Annotated in this window: 16 protein-coding genes; 10 read left to right on the forward strand and 6 right to left on the reverse strand. The window is 64.2% G+C overall.

Annotation, left to right across the window (positions count from 1 at the left end; all coding sequences use genetic code 11):
• Window positions 1–3 precede the first annotated feature (3 nt).
• Entirely contained in the window at window positions 4–312 is a 309-nt protein-coding gene (locus tag ACH196_RS09180; protein WP_396646578.1) for a hypothetical protein, read from the reverse strand.
• Window positions 313–324: 12 nt separating this feature from the next.
• Window positions 325–789: a hypothetical protein gene (locus ACH196_RS09185; protein WP_396646579.1), complete on the reverse strand. Its 465-nt coding sequence runs from the start codon at window positions 787–789 to the stop codon at window positions 325–327.
• A gap of 552 nt (window positions 790–1,341) precedes the next feature.
• Between ACH196_RS09185 and ACH196_RS09190 the strand changes: the two genes are divergently transcribed.
• From ACH196_RS09190 to ACH196_RS09225, 8 genes are all read left to right on the forward strand, one after another.
• Window positions 1,342–3,015, forward strand: coding sequence for an aromatic/alkene/methane monooxygenase hydroxylase/oxygenase subunit alpha (locus ACH196_RS09190; protein WP_396646580.1), 1,674 nt, complete (start codon window positions 1,342–1,344; stop codon window positions 3,013–3,015).
• Between the two features lie 109 nt (window positions 3,016–3,124).
• Complete coding sequence (locus ACH196_RS09195) at window positions 3,125–4,186, forward strand: NADH:ubiquinone reductase (Na(+)-transporting) subunit F (RefSeq protein WP_396646581.1); 1,062 nt, start codon at window positions 3,125–3,127, stop codon at window positions 4,184–4,186.
• A gap of 53 nt (window positions 4,187–4,239) precedes the next feature.
• Window positions 4,240–5,298, forward strand: coding sequence for an aromatic/alkene monooxygenase hydroxylase subunit beta (locus ACH196_RS09200; RefSeq protein WP_396646582.1), 1,059 nt, complete (start codon window positions 4,240–4,242; stop codon window positions 5,296–5,298).
• A 28-nt stretch (window positions 5,299–5,326) separates the two neighbouring features.
• On the forward strand, window positions 5,327–5,695 hold the full coding sequence (locus ACH196_RS09205; RefSeq protein WP_396646583.1) for an MmoB/DmpM family protein: 369 nt from the start codon (window positions 5,327–5,329) through the stop codon (window positions 5,693–5,695).
• 79 nt (window positions 5,696–5,774) lie between these two features.
• Window positions 5,775–6,797: an amidohydrolase family protein gene (locus tag ACH196_RS09210; protein ID WP_396646584.1), complete on the forward strand. Its 1,023-nt coding sequence runs from the start codon at window positions 5,775–5,777 to the stop codon at window positions 6,795–6,797.
• Between the two features lie 4 nt (window positions 6,798–6,801).
• Complete coding sequence (locus ACH196_RS09215; RefSeq protein WP_396646585.1) at window positions 6,802–7,605, forward strand: iron-sulfur cluster assembly protein; 804 nt, start codon at window positions 6,802–6,804, stop codon at window positions 7,603–7,605.
• A gap of 142 nt (window positions 7,606–7,747) precedes the next feature.
• Complete coding sequence (locus tag ACH196_RS09220) at window positions 7,748–9,382, forward strand: molecular chaperone GroEL (protein WP_396646586.1); 1,635 nt, start codon at window positions 7,748–7,750, stop codon at window positions 9,380–9,382.
• Window positions 9,383–9,421: 39 nt separating this feature from the next.
• The gene (locus ACH196_RS09225; protein WP_396646587.1) at window positions 9,422–10,465 is read left to right on the forward strand and encodes an NAD(P)-dependent alcohol dehydrogenase; all 1,044 of its coding nucleotides are present in this window, start codon (window positions 9,422–9,424) and stop codon (window positions 10,463–10,465) included.
• 46 nt (window positions 10,466–10,511) lie between these two features.
• Here the strand turns inward: ACH196_RS09225 and ACH196_RS09230 are convergent, their stop codons facing one another.
• The 4 genes from ACH196_RS09230 to pncA all read right to left on the reverse strand — a co-directional run bounded on the left by ACH196_RS09230 (window position 10,512) and on the right by pncA (window position 15,192).
• Window positions 10,512–11,402 carry a calcium-binding protein gene (locus tag ACH196_RS09230; protein ID WP_396646588.1) on the reverse strand — a complete coding sequence of 297 codons (891 nt, stop codon included), beginning with the start codon at window positions 11,400–11,402 and terminating at the stop codon, window positions 10,512–10,514.
• A gap of 341 nt (window positions 11,403–11,743) precedes the next feature.
• Window positions 11,744–13,789, reverse strand: a complete 2,046-nt coding sequence (locus tag ACH196_RS09235; RefSeq protein WP_396646589.1) for a sigma-54-dependent Fis family transcriptional regulator — start codon at window positions 13,787–13,789, stop codon at window positions 11,744–11,746.
• A 112-nt stretch (window positions 13,790–13,901) separates the two neighbouring features.
• On the reverse strand, window positions 13,902–14,375 hold the full coding sequence (locus ACH196_RS09240; RefSeq protein ID WP_396646590.1) for a hypothetical protein: 474 nt from the start codon (window positions 14,373–14,375) through the stop codon (window positions 13,902–13,904).
• 217 nt (window positions 14,376–14,592) lie between these two features.
• Complete coding sequence (gene pncA, locus ACH196_RS09245) at window positions 14,593–15,192, reverse strand: bifunctional nicotinamidase/pyrazinamidase (RefSeq protein WP_396646591.1); 600 nt, start codon at window positions 15,190–15,192, stop codon at window positions 14,593–14,595.
• Window positions 15,193–15,432: 240 nt separating this feature from the next.
• On the opposite strand from pncA, the gene ACH196_RS09250 reads away from it, so the two are divergent.
• Both ACH196_RS09250 and ACH196_RS09255 read left to right on the forward strand, forming a co-directional pair.
• Window positions 15,433–16,296: an FAD binding domain-containing protein gene (locus ACH196_RS09250; protein ID WP_396646592.1), complete on the forward strand. Its 864-nt coding sequence runs from the start codon at window positions 15,433–15,435 to the stop codon at window positions 16,294–16,296.
• The gene (locus ACH196_RS09255; protein WP_396646593.1) at window positions 16,293–19,307 is read left to right on the forward strand and encodes a molybdopterin-dependent oxidoreductase; all 3,015 of its coding nucleotides are present in this window, start codon (window positions 16,293–16,295) and stop codon (window positions 19,305–19,307) included. Before ACH196_RS09250 ends, ACH196_RS09255 begins: the two co-directional genes overlap by 4 nt.
• Window positions 19,308–19,356 lie beyond the last annotated feature (49 nt).

Genomic DNA, 19,356 nt, shown 5'->3' on the forward strand with positions numbered 1-19,356 from the left:
TCCTCAGGCGCCGGACGCGGCGATTTCCCTGTCGACCGCCTCGACTTGTTTCTCGACGGCCTCGATGCGCTCCTCGCAGTCGGCGCGTTTTACCATTGTCGCCTCGACCGCCTGTTCCGCCTCATGCAAGTCCCGCACCAGTTGCTCGCTCGAGCCGTTGCGGCCGATTTCGAGCTCGATGCGCAGCAGATCCATTTCGAGGCCGGCCAGGATCTGGTTGTGCTTTTGCATTTCCGCCGTCAGGCCAGAGACCTCGGCGACCAGCTTAAGCCGCCGGGCAAGGAGAGCATCTCGTTCGGCGCGGGCGTTCATGAAAACCTCCGCTCAGTCCTTCTCCGCCGGCGCCGGCGGCCGTTCGAAGGCGGCGAGCAGCTTCGGCAACCCGCCGGCCTGCGAGCGGAATTGTTTTTCGGCCGTATCTATATGGCTCTTCAGCTGGTCCCAGATGTCGACGCGGATCATCGGGTCGCCGGTCAGCCGCTCGATCTCCTCGACGCGGAACTGGTGGGACAGCGACACGCCGGAAAACACGAAGTCGCGCAGCAGGATGGCGTGGTTCTCTATGAACAGGTGGATCATCGGATGCGTCTCGCCGGTCACGCCGGAGGCTTCGAGTTCGGCGCGGATGAAATCCTGGAAATGGCTTTGCAACCGATACTGGCTCTCGCCCATGAAACGCATGACGAAGACGAGGTCGCGCGGCATCAGGCGCACGAGATCCTCGCTGACGCCTTCGGCGCCGCCGGGAATCGGCCCGGATGGCGTCTGGTCCTTGCTGCCCTGGCTCATGGCTTGCTCCCGACTACGGCTGGCGGAATGGATACTTAAATAGACTAAAAAGAAAAGCGGTCAAATATTGTCGAGGCTCGAAATATATTGCATATGCGAGATAACTGTTCGCATTTGCGAGATAGAGCGTAAATATTACAGGCGTAAGTTACATCTGTAAAAGAACGTTACACTTGCCTGCTCACCAACATGTCCACGGACGCTCTTCAGGGGCACCCGTCCCGGAACCAAGCCTGCTTTTCGAATTGGCACGGCCTTTGCATTGTCTATCGGCACAAGAAGCCCATCGCGCCAGGCGCGGTGCCAGAAGAACGAAGGAACGGAGGAAGCAGGGAGAGCCCGCTTCGGTACGCCCGACGCATATGCGGACGGCTTGCCGCGGACGTCTGCGAACAATCTCCAGAACCTTTGCCGTGATCCACTTGAATGGCCGGACCATGGGTCGCGCCTTGTGGCGCAACGCGTTGCCGTGCCGCTCGCTTTTTCACTGGCGGCGTCTGCGCCGCCTCATGCCGGGACCGATGGGTTTCCGGTCAAACCTGGTGGAGGCTTATGACTATGACGTCGTTGACGCTCAACAAGATTACCTCGCAGCGCGGCATCTCCGTGGGCGAGGCGACCAAGAAGATTTCCGACCTCGGTTGGAATCCGACCTATGTCCAGGAAGCGATGACGTTTCCGACCGACTACAAGATCAACAAGGCGCCGCGCGACCCGATGAAGCAGGTCCTGCGGTCCTATTTCCCGATGCAGGAGGAAAAGGACAACCGCGTCTACGGCGCGCTGGACGCGGCCCTTCGAGGCGACATGTTCCGCAATGTCGAGCCGCGCTGGGTGGAATGGATGAAGCTGTTCCTGGCCATCATCCCCTTCCCGGAAATCTCCGCCGCCCGCTCGATGGCCATGGTCGCCCGTCTCGCCCCCGGCGAGGACCTGCGCACCGGCTTCACCATGCAGATGGTCGATGAGTTCCGCCATTCCACGATCCAGATGAATCTGAAGAAGTGGTACATGGAGAACTACATCGATCCGGCCGGCTTCGACATCACCGAAGAGGCGTTCGGTAAATGCTACGCCACCACCATCGGCCGCCAGTTCGGTGAAGGTTTCATCACCGGCGACACGATGACCGCCGCCTGCATGTACCTGACCGTGGTCGCCGAAACCGCCTTCACCAACACGCTGTTCGTCGCCATGCCGTCGGAAGCCGCCCGCAATGGCGACTACGCGCTGCCGACCGTGTTCCTGTCGGTGCAGTCGGACGAGAGCCGCCATATCGGCAACGGCCACTCGCTGCTGATGGCGGCGCTGAAGGAGCCGGAAAACCACCTGCTGCTCGAGCGCGACCTGCGCTACGCCTTCTGGCAGAACCACGCCATCGTCGATGCGGCCATCGGCACCTTCATCGAATACGGCACCACCAACCGCGACAAGAACAAGGAATCCTACGCGGAGATGTGGCACCGCTGGATCTATGAGGACTACTATCGCACCTACATGCTGCCGCTGGAGAAATACGGCATCAAGGTGCATCACGACGACGTCCAGGCGGCGTGGGAGCGCATCACCAAGAAGAACTACGTCCACAAGGTCGGCCAGTTCTTCGCGGTCGGCTGGCCGGTCAATTTCTGGCGCATCGAGGCCCAGACCGACAAGGACTTCGAGTGGTTCGAGCACAAGTATCCGGGCTGGTATGCCGAGTTCGGCGAGTTCTGGAAATGGTACGCGAAACTCAGCCACAAGGGCGAGAAGGTGCTGCTGTTCAACAGCGACGTCGGCTACGTCTATCCGCATCGCTGCTGGTCGTGCCTGGTGCCTTGCCTGATCCGCGAGGACATCGTCACCGGCGAGATCGACGGGCAGCTCTACACCTTCGCCCACGAGCTCGACCGCTGGACCGTCATGGAAGCCTTCGCCGATGAGTACCAGGGCCGTCCGACCCCGGCCATGGGCCGCTTCAGCGGCAAACGCGAGTGGGAGACGCTGTATGACGGCTGGGATCTGGCCGACGCCATCGTCGACCTGAACTTCGTGCGCAACGACGGCAAGACGCTGGTGCCGCAGCCGCACCTGCGCTTCGACGACAAGGAGATGTGGACGCTGGACGACGTGCGCGGCAACACGCTGGGCTCGCCGCTCAACGCGCTGCGCGCCATGTCGCCGGCCGATCGCGAGAAGCACCTGGCAGAGTACCGCGCGGGCTTCACGATCAACCCCTGCAACTAGACCCCTCGCCGGGCGCGGAGGCCAAAAACCTCCGCGCTCACAATCCGAGCCGAGCCCTTCCTTCCCGCGCGGAAGGAAGCCGGCGAAGCATTGGGAGGTTTTTTCCAAGATGAGCGACGCTCACAAAGTTCGCCTGGAGCCGGTCGGCGTGGAGTTCGAGGTGGCGCATGGCGAGACCGTGCTGAACGCCGCGTTCCGGCAAGGCATCGCGCTGCCGCATGGCTGCAAGGAAGGGCAGTGCTCGGCCTGCAAATGCGTGCTGCTCGACGGCGAGGTCGACATGCTCAAATATTCGACCTTCGCCCTCAACGACATGGAGAAGGACAGCGGTCACATCCTTCTCTGCCGCTCGATCGCCTATTCCGACATGGAGGTCGAGCTCCTCAACTACGACGAGGAGGTTTTGGCGAAATCGATCGCGGTCAAGACCTTCAAGGGACGCATCGCAGCGATTGAAAGGCTGACGCATGACATTCGCGGCATCCAAATCGACCTCAACTCCCCGATCAAATTCTGGGCCGGCCAATATGTCGACATCACGGTCACCACGGAAAAAGGGGAGACGATTACGCGCTCGTTCTCCATGGCAAATACGCCGGACCAAACCCAAAGCCTTTCCTTCATCATCAAGAAGTACCCCGAAGGAAAGTTTTCCGGCGAGCTCGACTCCGGAGGCATCCGGGTCGGAGCCGAGGTCACCGTCGTCGGACCCTATGGAACCTGCTTCCGGCGAGAGGACCGGCAGGGACCCCTCGTCCTCGTAGGGGCGGGGTCGGGCATGTCGCCGATCTGGTCGATCCTCAACGATCACCTGAAAAGCGCCGAGCAGCGGCCGGTGTATTTCTTCTACGGCGCCCGCACGCCGGCCGACCTCTTCTACCTCGACCGCATCGCCGAGCTTACCGGCCGGCACGAGGACGTGACGTTCATCCCGGTGCTCTCGCACGTCAATGGCGAGGCCTGGGACGGCGAGCGCGGCTTCGTGCATGAGCGCGTCGACGCAAAACTCAAGCAGCTCGCGATCGACGGGGAGGGCGACGTCTACGCCTGCGGTCCGCCGCCGATGATCGACGCGCTGCAGCCGGTCCTGTTCATGAACGGCTTCGAGACCGAACGCATCTTCTTCGACAAGTTCACGACTTCGTCCGGCGGCGGGACGCCGGGCCACTGACGCCCGCGCCGCGGGAAATTTTCGCCAGCAACTGCAACAAGGGAGTGAAGACCATGCCAGCAACGTCGAGTTCAGTGGGATCGGGAGCCGCCGGCGCGGCGATCTTCGCCGATTCGGACAGCCGCAAATACCGCTACTTCAGCCCGCGCGGCCAGCGCGCCACCCACTACGAGGACGTCACGGTCGACGTGCAGCCGGATCCGGAGCGCTACCTGATCCAGAACTGGATCATCTCCTTCGCCAACGGCAAGGGCGCCTATGTCAAGGACAATACGGCGGCGCTGAGCTCCAACTGGCACGCCTTCCGCGCCCCCGACCAGGAGTGGGAGCGCACCCATTACCAGCGCCAGTCGAAGATCGAGACGATGGTGCAGAGCGTTATCGCCAACGGCCGCAAGTCCGGCGCGCCGAAAAGCTTCGACAAGGTCTGGGCAAAGATCCTGCAGACGCATCTCGGCGCCTGGAAACATGCCGAATTCGGCCTGGGCACCTCGCTGATGCAGGCGCAGCGCTACGGCTACACCCAGATGATCAACAACGCGACGCTGACCAACAGCTCCTACAAGCTCAGGCTGGCGCAGGACATCACGCTCTACCTCGCCGAGATCGGCTTGGACATCCCGGGCTGGAACGACGAGCTCGGCAAGAAGGCCTGGCTGGAGGACGGCGCCTGGCAGGGCACGCGCGAGGCGGTCGAGACCATCATGGGCACAGCCGACTATCTCGAGCAGTATTTCGCCATCAACATCGTGTTCGAGCCGCTGGTCGGCGAGCTGTTCCGCTCCGGTTTCCTGATGCAGGTCGCCGCCGCCAACCACGACTTCATCACGCCGCCTGTGATCTCCGCCGCCGAGGCCGACTACGAGCGCAACCTCGCCAACACGATCGACCTGATCTACCTGCTGGCGCATGACGAGAAGCATGCCTCGCACAACCAGAAGCTGTTCAAGGCCTGGCTGAAGAAGCATCGCGCGCTTGCCGACAAGGCGGCCCAGGGCCTGCAGCCGATCTGGTCGATGCCGCACTCCAAGCCGGTCGCCTTCAGTGACGTGCGGGCGCAGTCGCAGGAGCGCATCGGCCAGATCATCGGCGAACTCGGCCTCGACGGCTGATCCCCAAACCATTTCAGGAGATACGCATATGTCACTGACAGCACGCGACGCCTCGCACGACAACATCTTCAAGTCGATGAAGGACATCACCTTCGAACAGACGATCTCGGACCAGTGCGGGGTCACCATGAACGACTCGGTCGAGGCCCGCGCCATCGCCGAGTTCATGGGCAAGAAGCCGAACGTCACCGTCACCTACCAGCCGGCGCTGATCCGCATCGACGGCCACGGCAAGCTGATCTTCAAGATGGATGAGATCAGCGAATATCTCGGCCGCGACATGACCGCCGAGATCTTCGAGGTCAACACCTCCACCCACTACGGCCGCATGGTGCGGGTCGACGACAACACCGTCATCCTGTTCGGCAACATGGACGACGTCTTCGAATACATCTGAGTTCCTCCCGGGGCTCCATGCCGGCGCGCCGACGACCCGGCGCGCCGGTCCGATCAACGCAAGCAATGCCGAGGGAACCATGTTCATCACACCGGAAGGCAAGGAAATCTTCGTCGTCGACGGCCACACCCATTTCTGGGACGGCAGCCCGGCGAACCAGCGCAACATTCACGGCAAGCAGTTCATCGAGTGCTTCTACGCCTACCATACGGGGCTGAGCCCGAAGGAGCAGCTCTGGCCGAAGGACAAGTTCGAGAAATACAGTGCCGACGATCTTTATCGCGACCTGTTCATCGACGGTCCCGACGACGTGGCGATCGTGCAGTCGACCTATCTGAAGGACTTTTATACCAACGGCTTCAACACGATCGAGCGCAACGCCGAGGCGGCGAAACGCTACCCCGAGCGGTTCATCGTCAACGGCTCGTTCGACCCGCGCGACGGCGAGAAGGCGCTGGAATACATCCACTTCCTGAAGGAGACCTACGACGTCAAGGGCGTGAAGATGTACACGGCCGAGTGGAACGGCGCTTCCAAGGGCTGGAAGCTGACCGATCCCGATGCCTACAAATGCTTCGAGCTGTGCGAGAAGCTGGGCATCCGGAACATCCACGTCCACAAGGGCCCGACGATCATCCCGCTCAGCAAGGATGCGTTCGACGTCCATGACGTGGATTACGCGGCGACCGATTTCCAGGGGCTGAACTGGATCATCGAGCATTGCGGCCTGCCACGCCTCGACGATTTCTGCTGGATCGCCACACAGGAGACCAACGTCTATGGCGGGCTGGCGGTGGCGCTGCCCTTCATCCATGCGCGCCCGCGCTATTTCGGCGAGGTCATCTCCGAGCTGCTGTTCTGGATCGGCCCGGAGAAGATCCTGTTCGGCTCCGACTATGCGATCTGGACGCCGCGCTGGCTGGTCGAAAAATTCTGGGCCTACCAGATTCCGGAGGACATCGCCGCCGAGCGCGGCGTGCAACTGACCGACGAGATCAAGGAAAAAATCCTCGGCCTCAACGCCGCACGCCTCTACAACATCGACATAGCGGCGAAGAAGGCGGCGCTTGCCGCCGCGCCGTTCAGCATCGCCGCGGAGTAGGGCGATGGGCGCCGCCGGACTATCGGTCCCCAGCAGCCGCCAGGCAGAAGTCTGGCGGCGCCTTGCGGAGGTCAACGACCCGGAACTCGACGAGCCGGTGACCGAGATGGGTTTCATCGAGCGCGTCGATGTCGGCGCCGATGGCAGCGTGGATGTCGACTTCCGCCTGCCCACCTACTGGTGCTCGCCGAACTTCGCCTTCCTGATGCTGGACGGCGTGCGCAAGGCGCTGGATGCGCTGTCCTGGGCGCCAGCCTATCGGGTGAAACTGCACGACCACATGTTTGCCGACGAAGTCAATCGCGGCATCGAGGCGGGCAGGAGTTTCGGCGACATCTTTGCCGGGCTGGCGGCCGACCATGATATCGGCGCGCTGCGCGAGACCTTTCGCATGAAGGCGTTCAAGCGCAGGCAGGAAGCGGTGCTCGTCGGCCTGCGCGCGCAGGGCCTGACGGACCGAGAGATCCTCGGCATGGACCTGACCGCGCTGGACGTCGCGCGGTTCGGGTCCAACGAGGCGGAGAAGCAGAAACCCCGCTACCGCGCTGCGCTGCTGGAGCGCTTTCCGGCGCGCCGGCCGGCCGAGGCCGCCTTCGTCACCTGGGAGGGTGGTCGCATACCGGACACCGCGCTCGGCGCCTACCTCGCCGAACTGAGGAGCGTGCGCATCAACATGGAGTTCAACGGCGCGCTGTGCCGTGGCCTGAAGCAGACGCGGTACAAGGAAGTCGAGATGATCGACGGCGAACCGACGCTTGTCGACTTCATCCTCGACCGCGTGCCGGAGCGGGCCGCGCCGGGCGCCTGACGCAGATTTTTCGCAACGGCCTCCGCTGAACGAGGCCCCCAAGAGACTGTTCGGAAATGGGTCAGGCGGATTTGCAACCGGCCTCATCCATCTCCAGCAAGCCTCGTCACAACCCGCCCGTAAGGCGGAAGGAGGAACCCTCATGCCCAAGATAATGCTCCACAATTCGCAGGCCCGCAGGGCGCTCGCCCGCGGTGTCGGCCGGCTTGCCGCCGCGGTCGAACCGACGCTCGGCCCGAAAGGCATGAACGCCATGATCGACAGGCCGATCGGCACGCCGATGGTGACGCGCGACGGCGTCAGCATCGCCTCCGAGATCGAGCTTTCCGACCGCTTCGAGAACATGGGTGCGCAGGTGGTGCGCGAGGTCTCGATGCAGACCAACGAGGTCGCCGGTGACGGTACGACCACGGCGATCGTGCTCGCCAACGCGCTGATCCAGGCCGGCATCGCCGCCAACGAGCGCGGCGCCAAGTCGGTGGAACTCTGCAAGGGCATCGAGCTTGCCGTCGCCGCCGTCGTCGGTGCGCTGAAGGCTTCCGCCAAGCCGGCGAAGGGCAATGGCGTGCTGGCCGCCGTCGCCAACATCGCGGCGACCGACTCGAAACTTGGCGCGCTGGTGGCGGAGGCGCATGAGCGCGTCGGCGCCGACGGCGTGATCACCACCGATTTCAGCGTCACCACCGAGACGACGCTCGACGTGGTCGAGGGCATGTCGTTCGACCGGGGTTATCTCTCCCACCACATGGTCACCGATCAGGAGAAGATGGAGGCCGTGCTCGAGCGGCCGCTGATCCTGATGACGGACCTGAAGATCAAGGAGCCGGAAGCGCTTGATGCCGCGCGCCGCATCGCCGGAGAGGCCGGCCGGCCGCTGCTGATCGTGGCGGAGGAGATGTCGCCGGACGTGGTGGTGACCCTGCTCGGAAAGCAGGGGCCGGGCAAATATCTCGTCGTCCATCCGCCGGAGTATGGTCATTGGCGGAAGGCGATGATGGAGGATCTGGCCATCATCACCGGCGGCCGGGTGATCGCCCGCGACCTCGGCGGCCGGCTGGAGGAGATTACCGCCGACGATCTCGGCTCGGCCGAGCGGGTGCGCACCAGCGCGTCCCACACCTCAGTGATTCGCGGCGGCGGCGACCCGGCGGCGATCGCCGCGCGCCGCGCCCAGGTGCAGCGCCAATACGAGAATGCGCCACCCAATATCGAGCAGGACAAGCTGCGCGAGCGTCTGGCGAAACTCTCCGGCGGCACGGCGATCCTCTATGCCGGCGGCGTCACGCCGGTCGAGCAGAAGCGCACCATCCAGCTCATCGAGGATTCGCTGAACGCGGTGCGCGCGGCCTCCGAGGAGGGCGTCGTCGCCGGCGGCGGCTCGGCTCTCGCGCAGATCGCGCCGGCACTGGACAGAGTGGCGGCCGGCGTCGACGGCGACGTGGCTGAGGGCGTGCGGCTGGTGCGATCGGTGCTGGCGCAGCCGCTGCGGCGCATCGCGGCAAATGCCGGCGCCGATCCGGAGGCCGTGGTGGCCGAGGTTACCCGCGTCAATGGCGGCTATGGCTACAACGCCTCGGCCGGCACCTACCAGAACATGTTCGAGGCCGGCATCGTCGACCCGGTGCGCGTCACCTACACCGCGCTCGCCAACGCCGCGTCGGTAGCGACGCTGATCCTCACCACCGAGACGCTGATCGGCGACCTTGCCGACGACGAGGTCGACCCGACCGTCGGCCCGGCGCTCGGCGGCGGCGCCGAAAAGCTCGGCCGCGCCTGACACGACGAACGGTTTCCACGCAGGACAAGGAACAGGACGATGAAAGCTGCCCGTCTCTACGAATACGACCCCAAGATGAACATCCAGCTTAAGATCGAGGATGTTCCCTCGCCGACCATCACCGCCCCGGACGAGGTGATCGTCCGGGTGGGTGCCGCGGGGCTCTGCCGAACCGACCTTCACATCATCGAAGGCGTTTGGAAGCCGGCTATGGACCCCAACGGCACGCTGCTGCCCTACATTATGGGCCATGAGAACGCCGGCTGGGTCGAGGAGGTCGGCAGCGGTGTGAAATCAGTGAAGCGCGGCGATGCGGTGATCTGCCATCCGTTCCGCTCCTGCGGCATCTGCCTGAACTGCCGCCACGGCGAGGACATGTATTGCGACAACGGCATGTTCCCCGGCCTGGGCATGAATGGCGGCTTCGCCGAATATTTCATCACCAGCGAGCGCTCGCTGATCAAACTCAACGCCAACATCACGCCGATCGAGGTGGCGCCGCTGGCCGACGCCGGCATCACCGCCTACCGCGCCGCCAAGCGCGCCGCGAAAATGCTCCGGCCGGGCAGCTATTGCGTGCTGCTCGGCATCGGCGGCCTCGGTCACATTGCGCTGCAGTCGCTGCACGCCATCTCCGGCTGCCGTATCATCGCCGTCGACCGCGAGCCGGCCGCGCAACTTCTGGCCAAGGATCTCGGCGCCGATTTCGTGCTGGACGGCGGGCCGAACGTCATCGAGGAGGTCAAGCAGATCACCGGCGGCGGCGCCCATGTCGTCATCGACTTCGTCGGCGAGCTCGGCGTCGAGAACATCTGCTGGAAGATGGTGCGCAAGGGCGGTCAGCTTTTCGTCGTCGGCTATGGCGGGCAGGTCAACGTGCCGACCGCGCATCTCGTCATCGAGGAGATCAACATCGGCGGCAGCCTGGTCGGCAATTTCACCGAGCTGGTCGAGTTGATGGAGCTGAACGCCGACGGCAAGGTGAAGATGCACTACACCGAATACAACCTCGCCAGCATCAACACCGCGCTCGACGATTTCAAGAACCGGCGGTTTACGGGGCGCGGGGTGATCGTTCCCTGAGCGGTGCACTCATCGGCGGATCTTCACGCACTTGCGAAAGGTCTCTTCAAGCGAAGACGAAATCTCCAACCGTTAGCGAACTCGCGTCCACGCCACGCAGGATAATCTGCTTGATGCCGAGCCCGTAATCTACCGAGATCAATGCATGGCCGGCTGCGTTCTCGTTGATGCTGACCTGGCTTTCCTCGATGGCCTCAAATCGCAACTGGTCATGCCGCACCGAAAAGTCGCGTATCGTGTCGACACCAATGTCGCTCGGCACGCGCAGTAGGCCAAAGATGAACGTGTCACGCCCTGCACCGCCCAGTAAGCGGTCAGATCCCGCGCCGCTGCGAATTTGGTCGTCGCCAGCTCCTCCGTCGACGTGCGCGTCTCCGTCGTTCCAGATCGTGTCGCGCCCATTTCCGCCGATGAGACGGTCAGCACCTCCTCCACCGTCGATGCTGTCGTCCCCGGCTCCGCCATCAAGGATATCGGCATTGAATTCGGCGCCAGTCAGCGTGTCATTGCCGGCATCCCCAAAAGCGGTGCCTCCACCGCCTCTCGTCGCGAAGCTGATGATGTCGTTCCCGCTATCTCCGTGGAGTATCGCGTCTGCGCTGACCTCGGCCCGCAAGACGTCATTGCCGCTTCCGCCAAAACCCACGCCGTTCGAGAAGCGACTAAAGACAATCTCGTCGTCGCCCGCATCACCAAAAAGGCGATCGAAACCGTCATAGCGGAAGATGGCAACGAGCGTATCGTTCCCTTGGCCACCGGACATGTAAGTGGTGCCGCCCGATTGGTCGCTACGCAGGTAGTCGTTGCCGGCGCCGCCATAGAGCTCATCGCTACCGCCGCCGGTGAATAGCTGATCATCGCCGCCATTGCCGAAGATCGTATCGTTTCCAGCTGTACCCGTCAGACTTTCGGATTCAAATGTGCCGACGATCTCCAACTCTGCCTCCAAATCCTCTCAACAGCAACCGTAGGTTGCTGTATGATGGCAAGGGTAGCGGACAAGTGTACCAATGGCAACAGCAAATAAGGAGTAGCCGGACTAAACAAACCGGCCGACTGCTGTTTTCGTGGAGCGGCCGCCAGTGCCAAAACCAAGGCGCTGTGGATGTCACGCCGACGACGCGGACTTCGTCTCCGTCACCCGCCTTGACCGCCTTGCTCGATCGACACGCGACCTGAGCGTCGGAGCGCGGGAAAACGCCATTTGCAGGACGGCCGCACGGATTTTCAAACGGTCTCTTACCGATCCGCCGGCTGGCAAGTTCAAAGCGTCCGACTCTAGACGAACCCCCGCCGGATGCCGTAGCGGTCGAGCTTGCGATAGAGCGTAGGCCTTGAAATTCCGAGCCTTTGCGCAACGCGGCTGAGATTGCCGCCTTCCGCGGCAAGCGCGTTCTTCATCATCTGCCGTTCGGCGTCGACCAGCGTGCCTTCCAGCTTTTCGCCAGTGACGTCGCCCACATAATTCGGCGGGGCTTCCGGCTTGGAACCGGACGGTGTGATCTCGGCGGGCAGGTCGCGCAGCCCGACGTTGCGGCCATGCGCCAGCACATGCAGCCGCTCGACAAGGTTCTTCAGTTCGCGGACATTTCCCGGCCAGCGATAGGCCAGCAGCGCATCCAGCGCTTCGTTGGAAAAGACCAGCGGTTCGCCGCCTGTCAGCGCGGCGATCCGCTGGTTGAAGTGCTCGGCCAGCAGCATCACATCGTCGCCCCGCTCCCGCAGAGGTGGCACTTTGATCGACACCGCGCCGATCCGGTAATAGAGATCGCTGCGGAATCGCCCGGACGCGACTTCCTGTTTCAGGTCGCGATTGGTCGATGCGATCAGCCGTACGTCGACCGGCCGGCCACGGCTGTCGCCGATGCGCCGGACCACGCGTTCTTCCAGGACCCGCAGCAGGAAAGGCTGTATTTCCAGCGGCATCTCGCCGATCTCGTCGAGACTGAGCACCCCGCCATTGGCCAGTTCGAATATGCCCGGCTTGCCATCGCGGGAGGCCCCGGTGAAGGCGCCGGCGACATGGCCGAACAACTCGCTGCCGAACAGTTCCCTTGTGATCGCCCCGCAATTCATGGCGATGAACGGATCGTTCGCCCCGCGCCGGCTTCCGGCATGCACCAGCCGCGCGAACAGTTCCTTGCCGACGCCCGTCTCGCCCTCGATCAGCAGCGACGTGACGCTGTTGGAGCGGGCGACGCGGCTGGCGATGTCGACGGCAGCCAGCAGCGCCTCGCTTTCGCCGACGATCAACGCCGCGGCATCGCGAATCGCCTTGCTGTCCTCCCTGCTCGCCACCGTGACGGTCGCCGGCCCCGATGGAAACACCAGCGCCGCGCCGCCGAGGCTTCCGTCGAGCTTGAGCGGCGTGATGTGGCAGGACCGCAGATGCGGCGGCAGCGCCTTGGCAAGGTCGGCTTCGGAACCCGACGACGGGAGGTTGAGGAGCCAGCGGCCACGGCCCGGCTCCATCGGGCCGTCCATCATGTCGGTCGTTTCGCCGTCCGGCACGTTGTTGCAGAAGATCGCCCGGCCGCGATGGTCGACGATGACCAGCCCGTCCTTGCGGCGATAATTGGGAGCAGACGAGATGAAGGCCTCGAGCAGGCGGGTCCGCCGTTCCTGCTGCTGCTCGGCGAGCGCTTTTTCGATCTGCCGGGCGGTGGCGGCGACAAGCGCGGTGTTGTGCGGCCGGAAAATCGGCGAATAGCCCGACAGGTCGACGACGCCGATGATCTTGCCGTCGAGCGGGTCGCGGATCGGCGCGCCGGCGCAGGTCCACGACTTGATGCCGGCGCAGAAATGTTCGGCCGCATGAACGAAGATCGGCTCTCCCGTCCATAGCGCCGTGCCGATGCCGTTGGTTCCGACCGCGTCCTCGTTCCATTTGCCGCCGATGGCTAGATGGATGTCCATGCCGTCATGCAGGGTCTTCTTGTCGCCGATGGCGTCGATCAGCACGCCGTCGCTGTCGGCCAGTACCAGCATGGCGCCGGTGCCGTCCAGCAACTGGCCGAGCGAAGCGAAGGACCGCTGCGCCGCCGCCAGCAGTTCGGCGTTGGTGCGGGTCAGGTATTCGATCTCGTCGCGGTCGCTGTTCAGCGGCGCCTCTATGCCTTGCGCATTGATGCCGCCCGAGGCGCTGCGCGACCAGGAATCATGGATCAGAGAGCGCACATGCACGGGGTCGCGGGCACATTTCGGCTCGTCGGCCAGGAAATTTTCCCAGGCCCGCATAGTCGCGCGTTCGTCATAGTCGATAGTGTCCAGAACCGGGTGGCCGGCAGGAAACGGGGTACGAACCGGAAGGCCATCGATCTTCATCTGATTGGGCCGATCTCACGTTTCATTCAGACATTCTGCAACCTTCGAGGCATGTCAATGCTGTATGCGATCGCGGGCCGAACCTCTCGAATGGCGCGTCTCGCGAGATACGTCAGGCGATGCCGAGTTTTTCGCCGATCTCGGCGGCAAGCTGTTCTTCGGTCCGGGCCGCATCGAGGCGCACACCGTCCAATGCGACGAGCGCTTCGGCCACGGTTTCCTCGACGGGGGCGAAGAAGCCGTTCTGCTTCGTGGCGAGCACGAACACCTCCCCGCCATCCCTTTGGCGGATGTCGCCGATATGGTGGAGCTGACGGCCGGTATTGCGGTCGACCGAGATCACCCTGCCGTTCATGGTGACACGGATCGACGGGTCGGCCTCGCCGGCGACCGGCGAACCGCCACCGACATGGATGATCAATCCCTCGGCCTTCGGCTGCTGGCGCGGTTTTCGCGAGGCGGAATAACCGCCACCGCTGATCTGGTCGGCGATGCGCTCGATGGTCGGGCGGTTCTGTTCGATCAGCCGCTTGACGGCCGCGTCTTCGCGCCTCGGGCCGTCCCGCCTGGAAATGATCTCGACCATGAATCCTCCCAGATTCTCCGGCCAACCCGCCACGGTTCCGGTCTTTCCGGTTCGTCCAGGCAAGGCTGTTGGGCCAGTATCCTTAATGGATAGACCAGAAGCAATCGCCGGGGGTGGTAGGTGGCTGCTACATGGGAGCCATGATGGCGGGGGAATGCGGGGAAGGCCAGGCTTCGCCCCGTCAGCCGGCTCTTCGGACCCGGCGCCGCCCAAAACCTCAGGCCAGCGTGACGCCGGCCTCGCGCATCCGTTCGGTCATGGCTTCGAGCGAGCCGCCGAGATCGATCGCCCGGCAGGCATCGAGCCTGACCGTCACGTCGAAGCCGAGGCGCACGGCGTCCAGCGCCGAATAGGCGACGCAGAAATCCGTCGCCAGTCCCACCAGCGTCAGCGTGCCGATGCCGCGTTCGCGCAGATAGCCGGCAAGTCCGGTCGGCGTCGCCCGATCGTTCTCGAAGAAAGCGGAATAGCTGTCGATGTCGCGGCGAAACCCTTTTCGCACGACGAGTTCGGCCTTGGTCCATCTCAGCGCCGGGTGGAAGGCGGCGCCGCCGGTGCCTTGAATGCAGTGGTCAGGCCACAGAGTCTGCTCGCCATAGGACATCTGGACCGAATGGAACGGCTCGCGGCCCGGATGCATCGAGGCAAAGCTGGAATGCTGGTCGGGATGCCAATCCTGCGTCAGCACGACGTGATCGAATGTGGCGATCAGCTCGTTGACCAATGGCAGAATCTTGTGGCCGTCCACGACGGCCAGCGCGCCGCCTGGACAGAAATCGTTTTGCACGTCGACCACCACCAGCGCTTCCTGGCTCATGTCCCCTCCGGTAACCAGCAGACAGCCTGATGCGCCCCGCACCCCAAGCTCTGGCGAGACTCGGCGGAAACAGGGGGCGGCGTCAACCCTGCGGGAGGGGATTCGCCGCCAGCCTCCTGACGTTTATGTGAATTGTCATCGAGCGACCGTTTCCCATCGCCGCCTTTGACAATCTCCGTGGTGCTGATATCGTTTGCATACGAATGAATTTCGCCGGTCCTTCCGCCGGAAAGGCATTGCGTGACCCGCTACGCGAAACCCAAAACGGTTGGGGAGGCCTTGGGCCTCCTGAAGGAGGACCGTTGGCGGTTGCTGGCCGGCGGGACGGATTTTTATCCCGCGCAAGGCGCGCGGCCGTTCCGCGACAACGTCCTCGACATCAACGCCCTGGCGGAACTGCGCGGCATCGCGGAGACGCCCGGTCATTGGGTTTTTGGTGCGCGCACCACCTGGACGGATGTCGTGCGCGCAAATCTGCCGCCGGCCTTCGACGCACTTCGGCAGGCGGCGTGCGAGGTCGGATCGGTGCAGATCCAGAATGTCGGCACGGTCGCCGGCAATCTCTGCAACGCCTCGCCTGCCGCCGACGGCGTGCCGCCGCTGTTGACACTTGACGCCGAGGTGGAACTGCGTTCACTGGGTGACGTGCGGCAACTGCCCTTGCCCGATTTCATCCTCGGCAATCGCAAGACGGCGCGGCGCGACGACGAGTTGCTGACGGCAATCCGCGTGCCGAAACAATCCGCTTCCGGCAGATCGGCTTTCCTCAAGCTGGGCGCCCGGCGCTACTTGGTGATTTCCATCGCCATGGCGGCAGCGCGTATCGAACTGGGCGCCGACGGGACCGTGGCACGCGCCGCGATTGCAGTCGGCTCCTGCTCGGCGGTGGCGCGGCGGCTGGCTGGACTGGAAGCGGCGCTGGCGGGACGGCGGCCGGGTGCGGAATTTTCGGAGGCGGTTCGCGTGGCGCCGCTGCCGGAACTGTCGCCGATCGACGACGTGCGCGGCACCGCCGAATACCGCCTCGAGGCGGCGCGCGAGATCATTTCCCGCGCCTTGATGGAGGCGGCCGGGCCTGAATTCTCCGGGGCGAGGGCGGCATGAACGTGGATCGCGCCGAGATCGCCTTCGAGGTCAATGGCCGGCCCGTATCCGTCTCCGTGCCGCCGCTGCGGCGGCTGTCTGCTGTTCTGCGCGACGATCTGCGGCTTACGGGCACCAAGGTGGGCTGCGACGCCGGCGACTGCGGCGCCTGCACGGTGCTGCTCGACGGCGAGCCGGTATGCTCGTGCCTGGTGCCGGCGGGCGGCGTCGATGGAGCCGCGGTGCGCACCGTCGAGGGATTGGCGAACGGCAAATTGTCGGCGCTCCAGGCCTCGTTCCTGGAACACGGTGCGGCGCAATGCGGCATCTGCACCCCCGCGCTTCTGGTCACCGCCACTGCGCTGCTGGAGCGCAACCCGTCGCCCAGTGAGGACGAGGTTCGCGATGCACTTGGCGGCATCCTTTGCCGCTGCACGGGATATCGGAAGATCGTCGCGGCGGTCATGGCGGCGGGGAGGGCGGGTTCGTCGGGGGATGCGTCCGAAATAGCATCGCATATGTTTGAAATGTCGCGCGAGGCACCCCCCTCTGTCCTGCCGGACATCTCCCCCTCAAGGGGGGAGATTGAGCCGGCCGCTTGCCTTTCGCTAATCGGTAATGTCGCAAGAGAGGAAGCGGGGCCGAAGCTGCCAATCTCCCCCTTTGAGGGGGAGATGTCCGACAGGGCAGAGGGGGGTGCCTCGCATCAAACGTTTGGCCTATTGTCCCCGACGCAAGGCTGCTTGAATGGAACAATAGCCACATCCACGAACGCGATACGCCTCGGCCACGCCGTCGGCGCGTCGCCGATCCGCCTCGACGGCATTCCCAAAGTGACCGGTGCGGAAGCCTATGGCGCGGATGGTTTTCCGGCCGACGCCCTGTGGGTCGCGGTCGTTCGCTCCCCGCATTATCACGCGCGGTTTTCGCTGGGTGATACCGACGGTTTCGTCAAAGCCCGTCCCGGCATCACCGCCGTGTTCACCGCGCGCGACATACCGGGCGAGAACCGGTTCGGCACCATCCCGGTGTTCGCCGACCAGCCGGCGCTGGCTGAAGATTTCGTGCGCTTCCGTGGCGAGGCGGTGGCGCTCGTCGCCGGCGAACGTGAGGCCATTGTCGATCTCGACCTTTCGGAATTTCCAGTCGCCTGGGAGCCGCTGCCGCATATGCTCGAACCCTGTGCGGCAAAGACCGGCGCGCTGATCCATGAAAGCCGTACCGACAACGTCTTGACCACCGGCCTGGTCGAGCGCGGCGACCCGGACGCGGCAATCGCGGCGGCTTCCATCACGGCGACGCGGCGCATCGAGACCTCCTATGTCGAACACGCCTATATCGAGCCGGAAGCCGGCTTCGCGGTGATGGATGACGACACGCTGGTGGTGACCGCTTGCACGCAGGCGCCCTATCTCGACCGGGACGACGTTGCGAAGGTGCTGGGCCTCAGCCCGCAAAAGGTGCGGATCGTGCCGACCGCGACCGGCGGCGGCTTCGGTTCAAAACTCGACATGTCGGTGCAGCCGCTGATTGGCCTGGTGGCGCTGAAGACGGGTCGCCCGGCCGCGCTTGCCTACACACGTTACGAATCGATGATTTCGACGACGAAACGCCATCCGGCCATCATGGAGGCGACGGTGGGCGCTGACGCCGAAGGGCGCGTCACCGCCATGGTGTTTTCAGGCGAGTTCAACACCGGCGCCTATGCAAGCTGGGGGCCGACGGTGGCCAATCGCGTGCCGGTTCACGCTTCGGGGCCTTATCTGACGCCCAACTATCGTGCCACAAGCGCAGCCATCCATACACACGGGCCGATTTCCGGCGCCTTCCGCGGTTTCGGCGTGCCGCAATCGACGATACTGCAGGAAGCGCTTTATGACGACCTGGCGGAAAATCTCGGCCAGGACCGGCTGGCCTTCCGGCTCAAAAATGCGCTGCGCGACGATGCGACGACGGTGACCGGGCAGGTGCTGGAGCGTGGCGTCGGCATCGCCGCCTGTCTCGAAGCCTTGCAGCCGCATTGGCATCGTGCGCTGGCCGAGGCTGAGGCGTTCAACCAAAGCGAAGGCACGACAAGGCGCGGCGTCGGCGTGGCGTCCTGCTGCTACGGCTGCGGCAACACTTCGCTGCCCAATCCCTCGACCATCCGCATCGGCCTGTCGCCGGATGGCGCGGTGGTGCTGCACCAGGGCGCGGTCGATATCGGCCAGGGCTCGAACACGGTGATCGCCCAGATCGCCGCCGACGCGCTCGGCCTGCCGCTTGAGAAGATCCAACTGCGCAGCGCCGACACCGGCATCACGCCGGACGCCGGCAAGACGTCCGCCTCACGCCAGACTTTTGTGACCGGCAAGGCAGCGGAAAGGGCAGCACTCGCACTACGTGAAAAAATCCTGCGCTTTGCCAATGTGTCGGCAGCGGCACGGCTTAGGCTCGACGGATCATGCCTGCTGATCCAGGAAGGCGCCGCCACTCGGCACATCGACCTTGCAAAACTGTCGCCCGACCAGGGCGGGCTGGTCTTCGCGGCGGAGGAGACCTACGACCCACCGACGCTGCCGCTCGACGAGAAAGGGCAGGGCAAACCCTACGCCGTCTATGGCTGGGGAGCCCAGATCGCCGAACTCGAGGTCGATCTGAAGCTCGGCACCGTGCGGCTGACAAAAATCACCGCCGCGCACGATGTCGGCAGAGCGATCAACCCGCTGCTGGTCGAGGGCCAGATCGAGGGCGGCATTGCACAGGGCATCGGCATGGCGCTGATGGAGGAATATATCCCCGGCCGCACCGAGAATCTGCACGACTATCTGATCCCCACCTTCGGCGACGTGCCGCCGATCGAGAGCATTCTGGTCGAGGTGCCCGATCCGGAAGGCCCGTTCGGCGCCAAAGGGCTGGGCGAGCATGTGCTGATCCCGACCGCGCCGGCGATCCTGAATGCCATCCGCCATGCGACGGGCGTTATGGTGGACAAGGTTCCCGCCACCCCGAGCCGGCTCAGGGCGGCGATACGGGAGAGGGAGGGACGATGATGGGACGGCATCGCGGCAGTCGCTCCTCTCCCCGTTCACGGGGAGAGGA

Origin of the sequence: Mesorhizobium sp. IMUNJ 23232, from assembly GCF_044326205.1 — a bacterium.
Classification (GTDB): domain Bacteria; phylum Pseudomonadota; class Alphaproteobacteria; order Rhizobiales; family Rhizobiaceae; genus Kumtagia.

What these genes read in the sequence shown, in the direction of transcription:
- ACH196_RS09180 (WP_396646578.1), bottom strand. Translation starts at nt 312, where the DNA reads ATGAACGCCCGCGCCGAACGAGATGCTCTCCTTGCCCGGCGGCTTAAG.
- ACH196_RS09185 (WP_396646579.1), bottom strand. Translation starts at nt 789, where the DNA reads ATGAGCCAGGGCAGCAAGGACCAGACGCCATCCGGGCCGATTCCCGGC.
- ACH196_RS09190 (WP_396646580.1), top strand. Translation starts at nt 1,342, where the DNA reads ATGACTATGACGTCGTTGACGCTCAACAAGATTACCTCGCAGCGCGGC.
- ACH196_RS09195 (WP_396646581.1), top strand. Translation starts at nt 3,125, where the DNA reads ATGAGCGACGCTCACAAAGTTCGCCTGGAGCCGGTCGGCGTGGAGTTC.
- ACH196_RS09200 (WP_396646582.1), top strand. Translation starts at nt 4,240, where the DNA reads ATGCCAGCAACGTCGAGTTCAGTGGGATCGGGAGCCGCCGGCGCGGCG.
- ACH196_RS09205 (WP_396646583.1), top strand. Translation starts at nt 5,327, where the DNA reads ATGTCACTGACAGCACGCGACGCCTCGCACGACAACATCTTCAAGTCG.
- ACH196_RS09210 (WP_396646584.1), top strand. Translation starts at nt 5,775, where the DNA reads ATGTTCATCACACCGGAAGGCAAGGAAATCTTCGTCGTCGACGGCCAC.
- ACH196_RS09215 (WP_396646585.1), top strand. Translation starts at nt 6,802, where the DNA reads ATGGGCGCCGCCGGACTATCGGTCCCCAGCAGCCGCCAGGCAGAAGTC.
- ACH196_RS09220 (WP_396646586.1), top strand. Translation starts at nt 7,748, where the DNA reads ATGCCCAAGATAATGCTCCACAATTCGCAGGCCCGCAGGGCGCTCGCC.
- ACH196_RS09225 (WP_396646587.1), top strand. Translation starts at nt 9,422, where the DNA reads ATGAAAGCTGCCCGTCTCTACGAATACGACCCCAAGATGAACATCCAG.
- ACH196_RS09235 (WP_396646589.1), bottom strand. Translation starts at nt 13,789, where the DNA reads ATGAAGATCGATGGCCTTCCGGTTCGTACCCCGTTTCCTGCCGGCCAC.
- ACH196_RS09240 (WP_396646590.1), bottom strand. Translation starts at nt 14,375, where the DNA reads ATGGTCGAGATCATTTCCAGGCGGGACGGCCCGAGGCGCGAAGACGCG.
- pncA (WP_396646591.1), bottom strand. Translation starts at nt 15,192, where the DNA reads ATGAGCCAGGAAGCGCTGGTGGTGGTCGACGTGCAAAACGATTTCTGT.
- ACH196_RS09255 (WP_396646593.1), top strand. Translation starts at nt 16,293, where the DNA reads ATGAACGTGGATCGCGCCGAGATCGCCTTCGAGGTCAATGGCCGGCCC.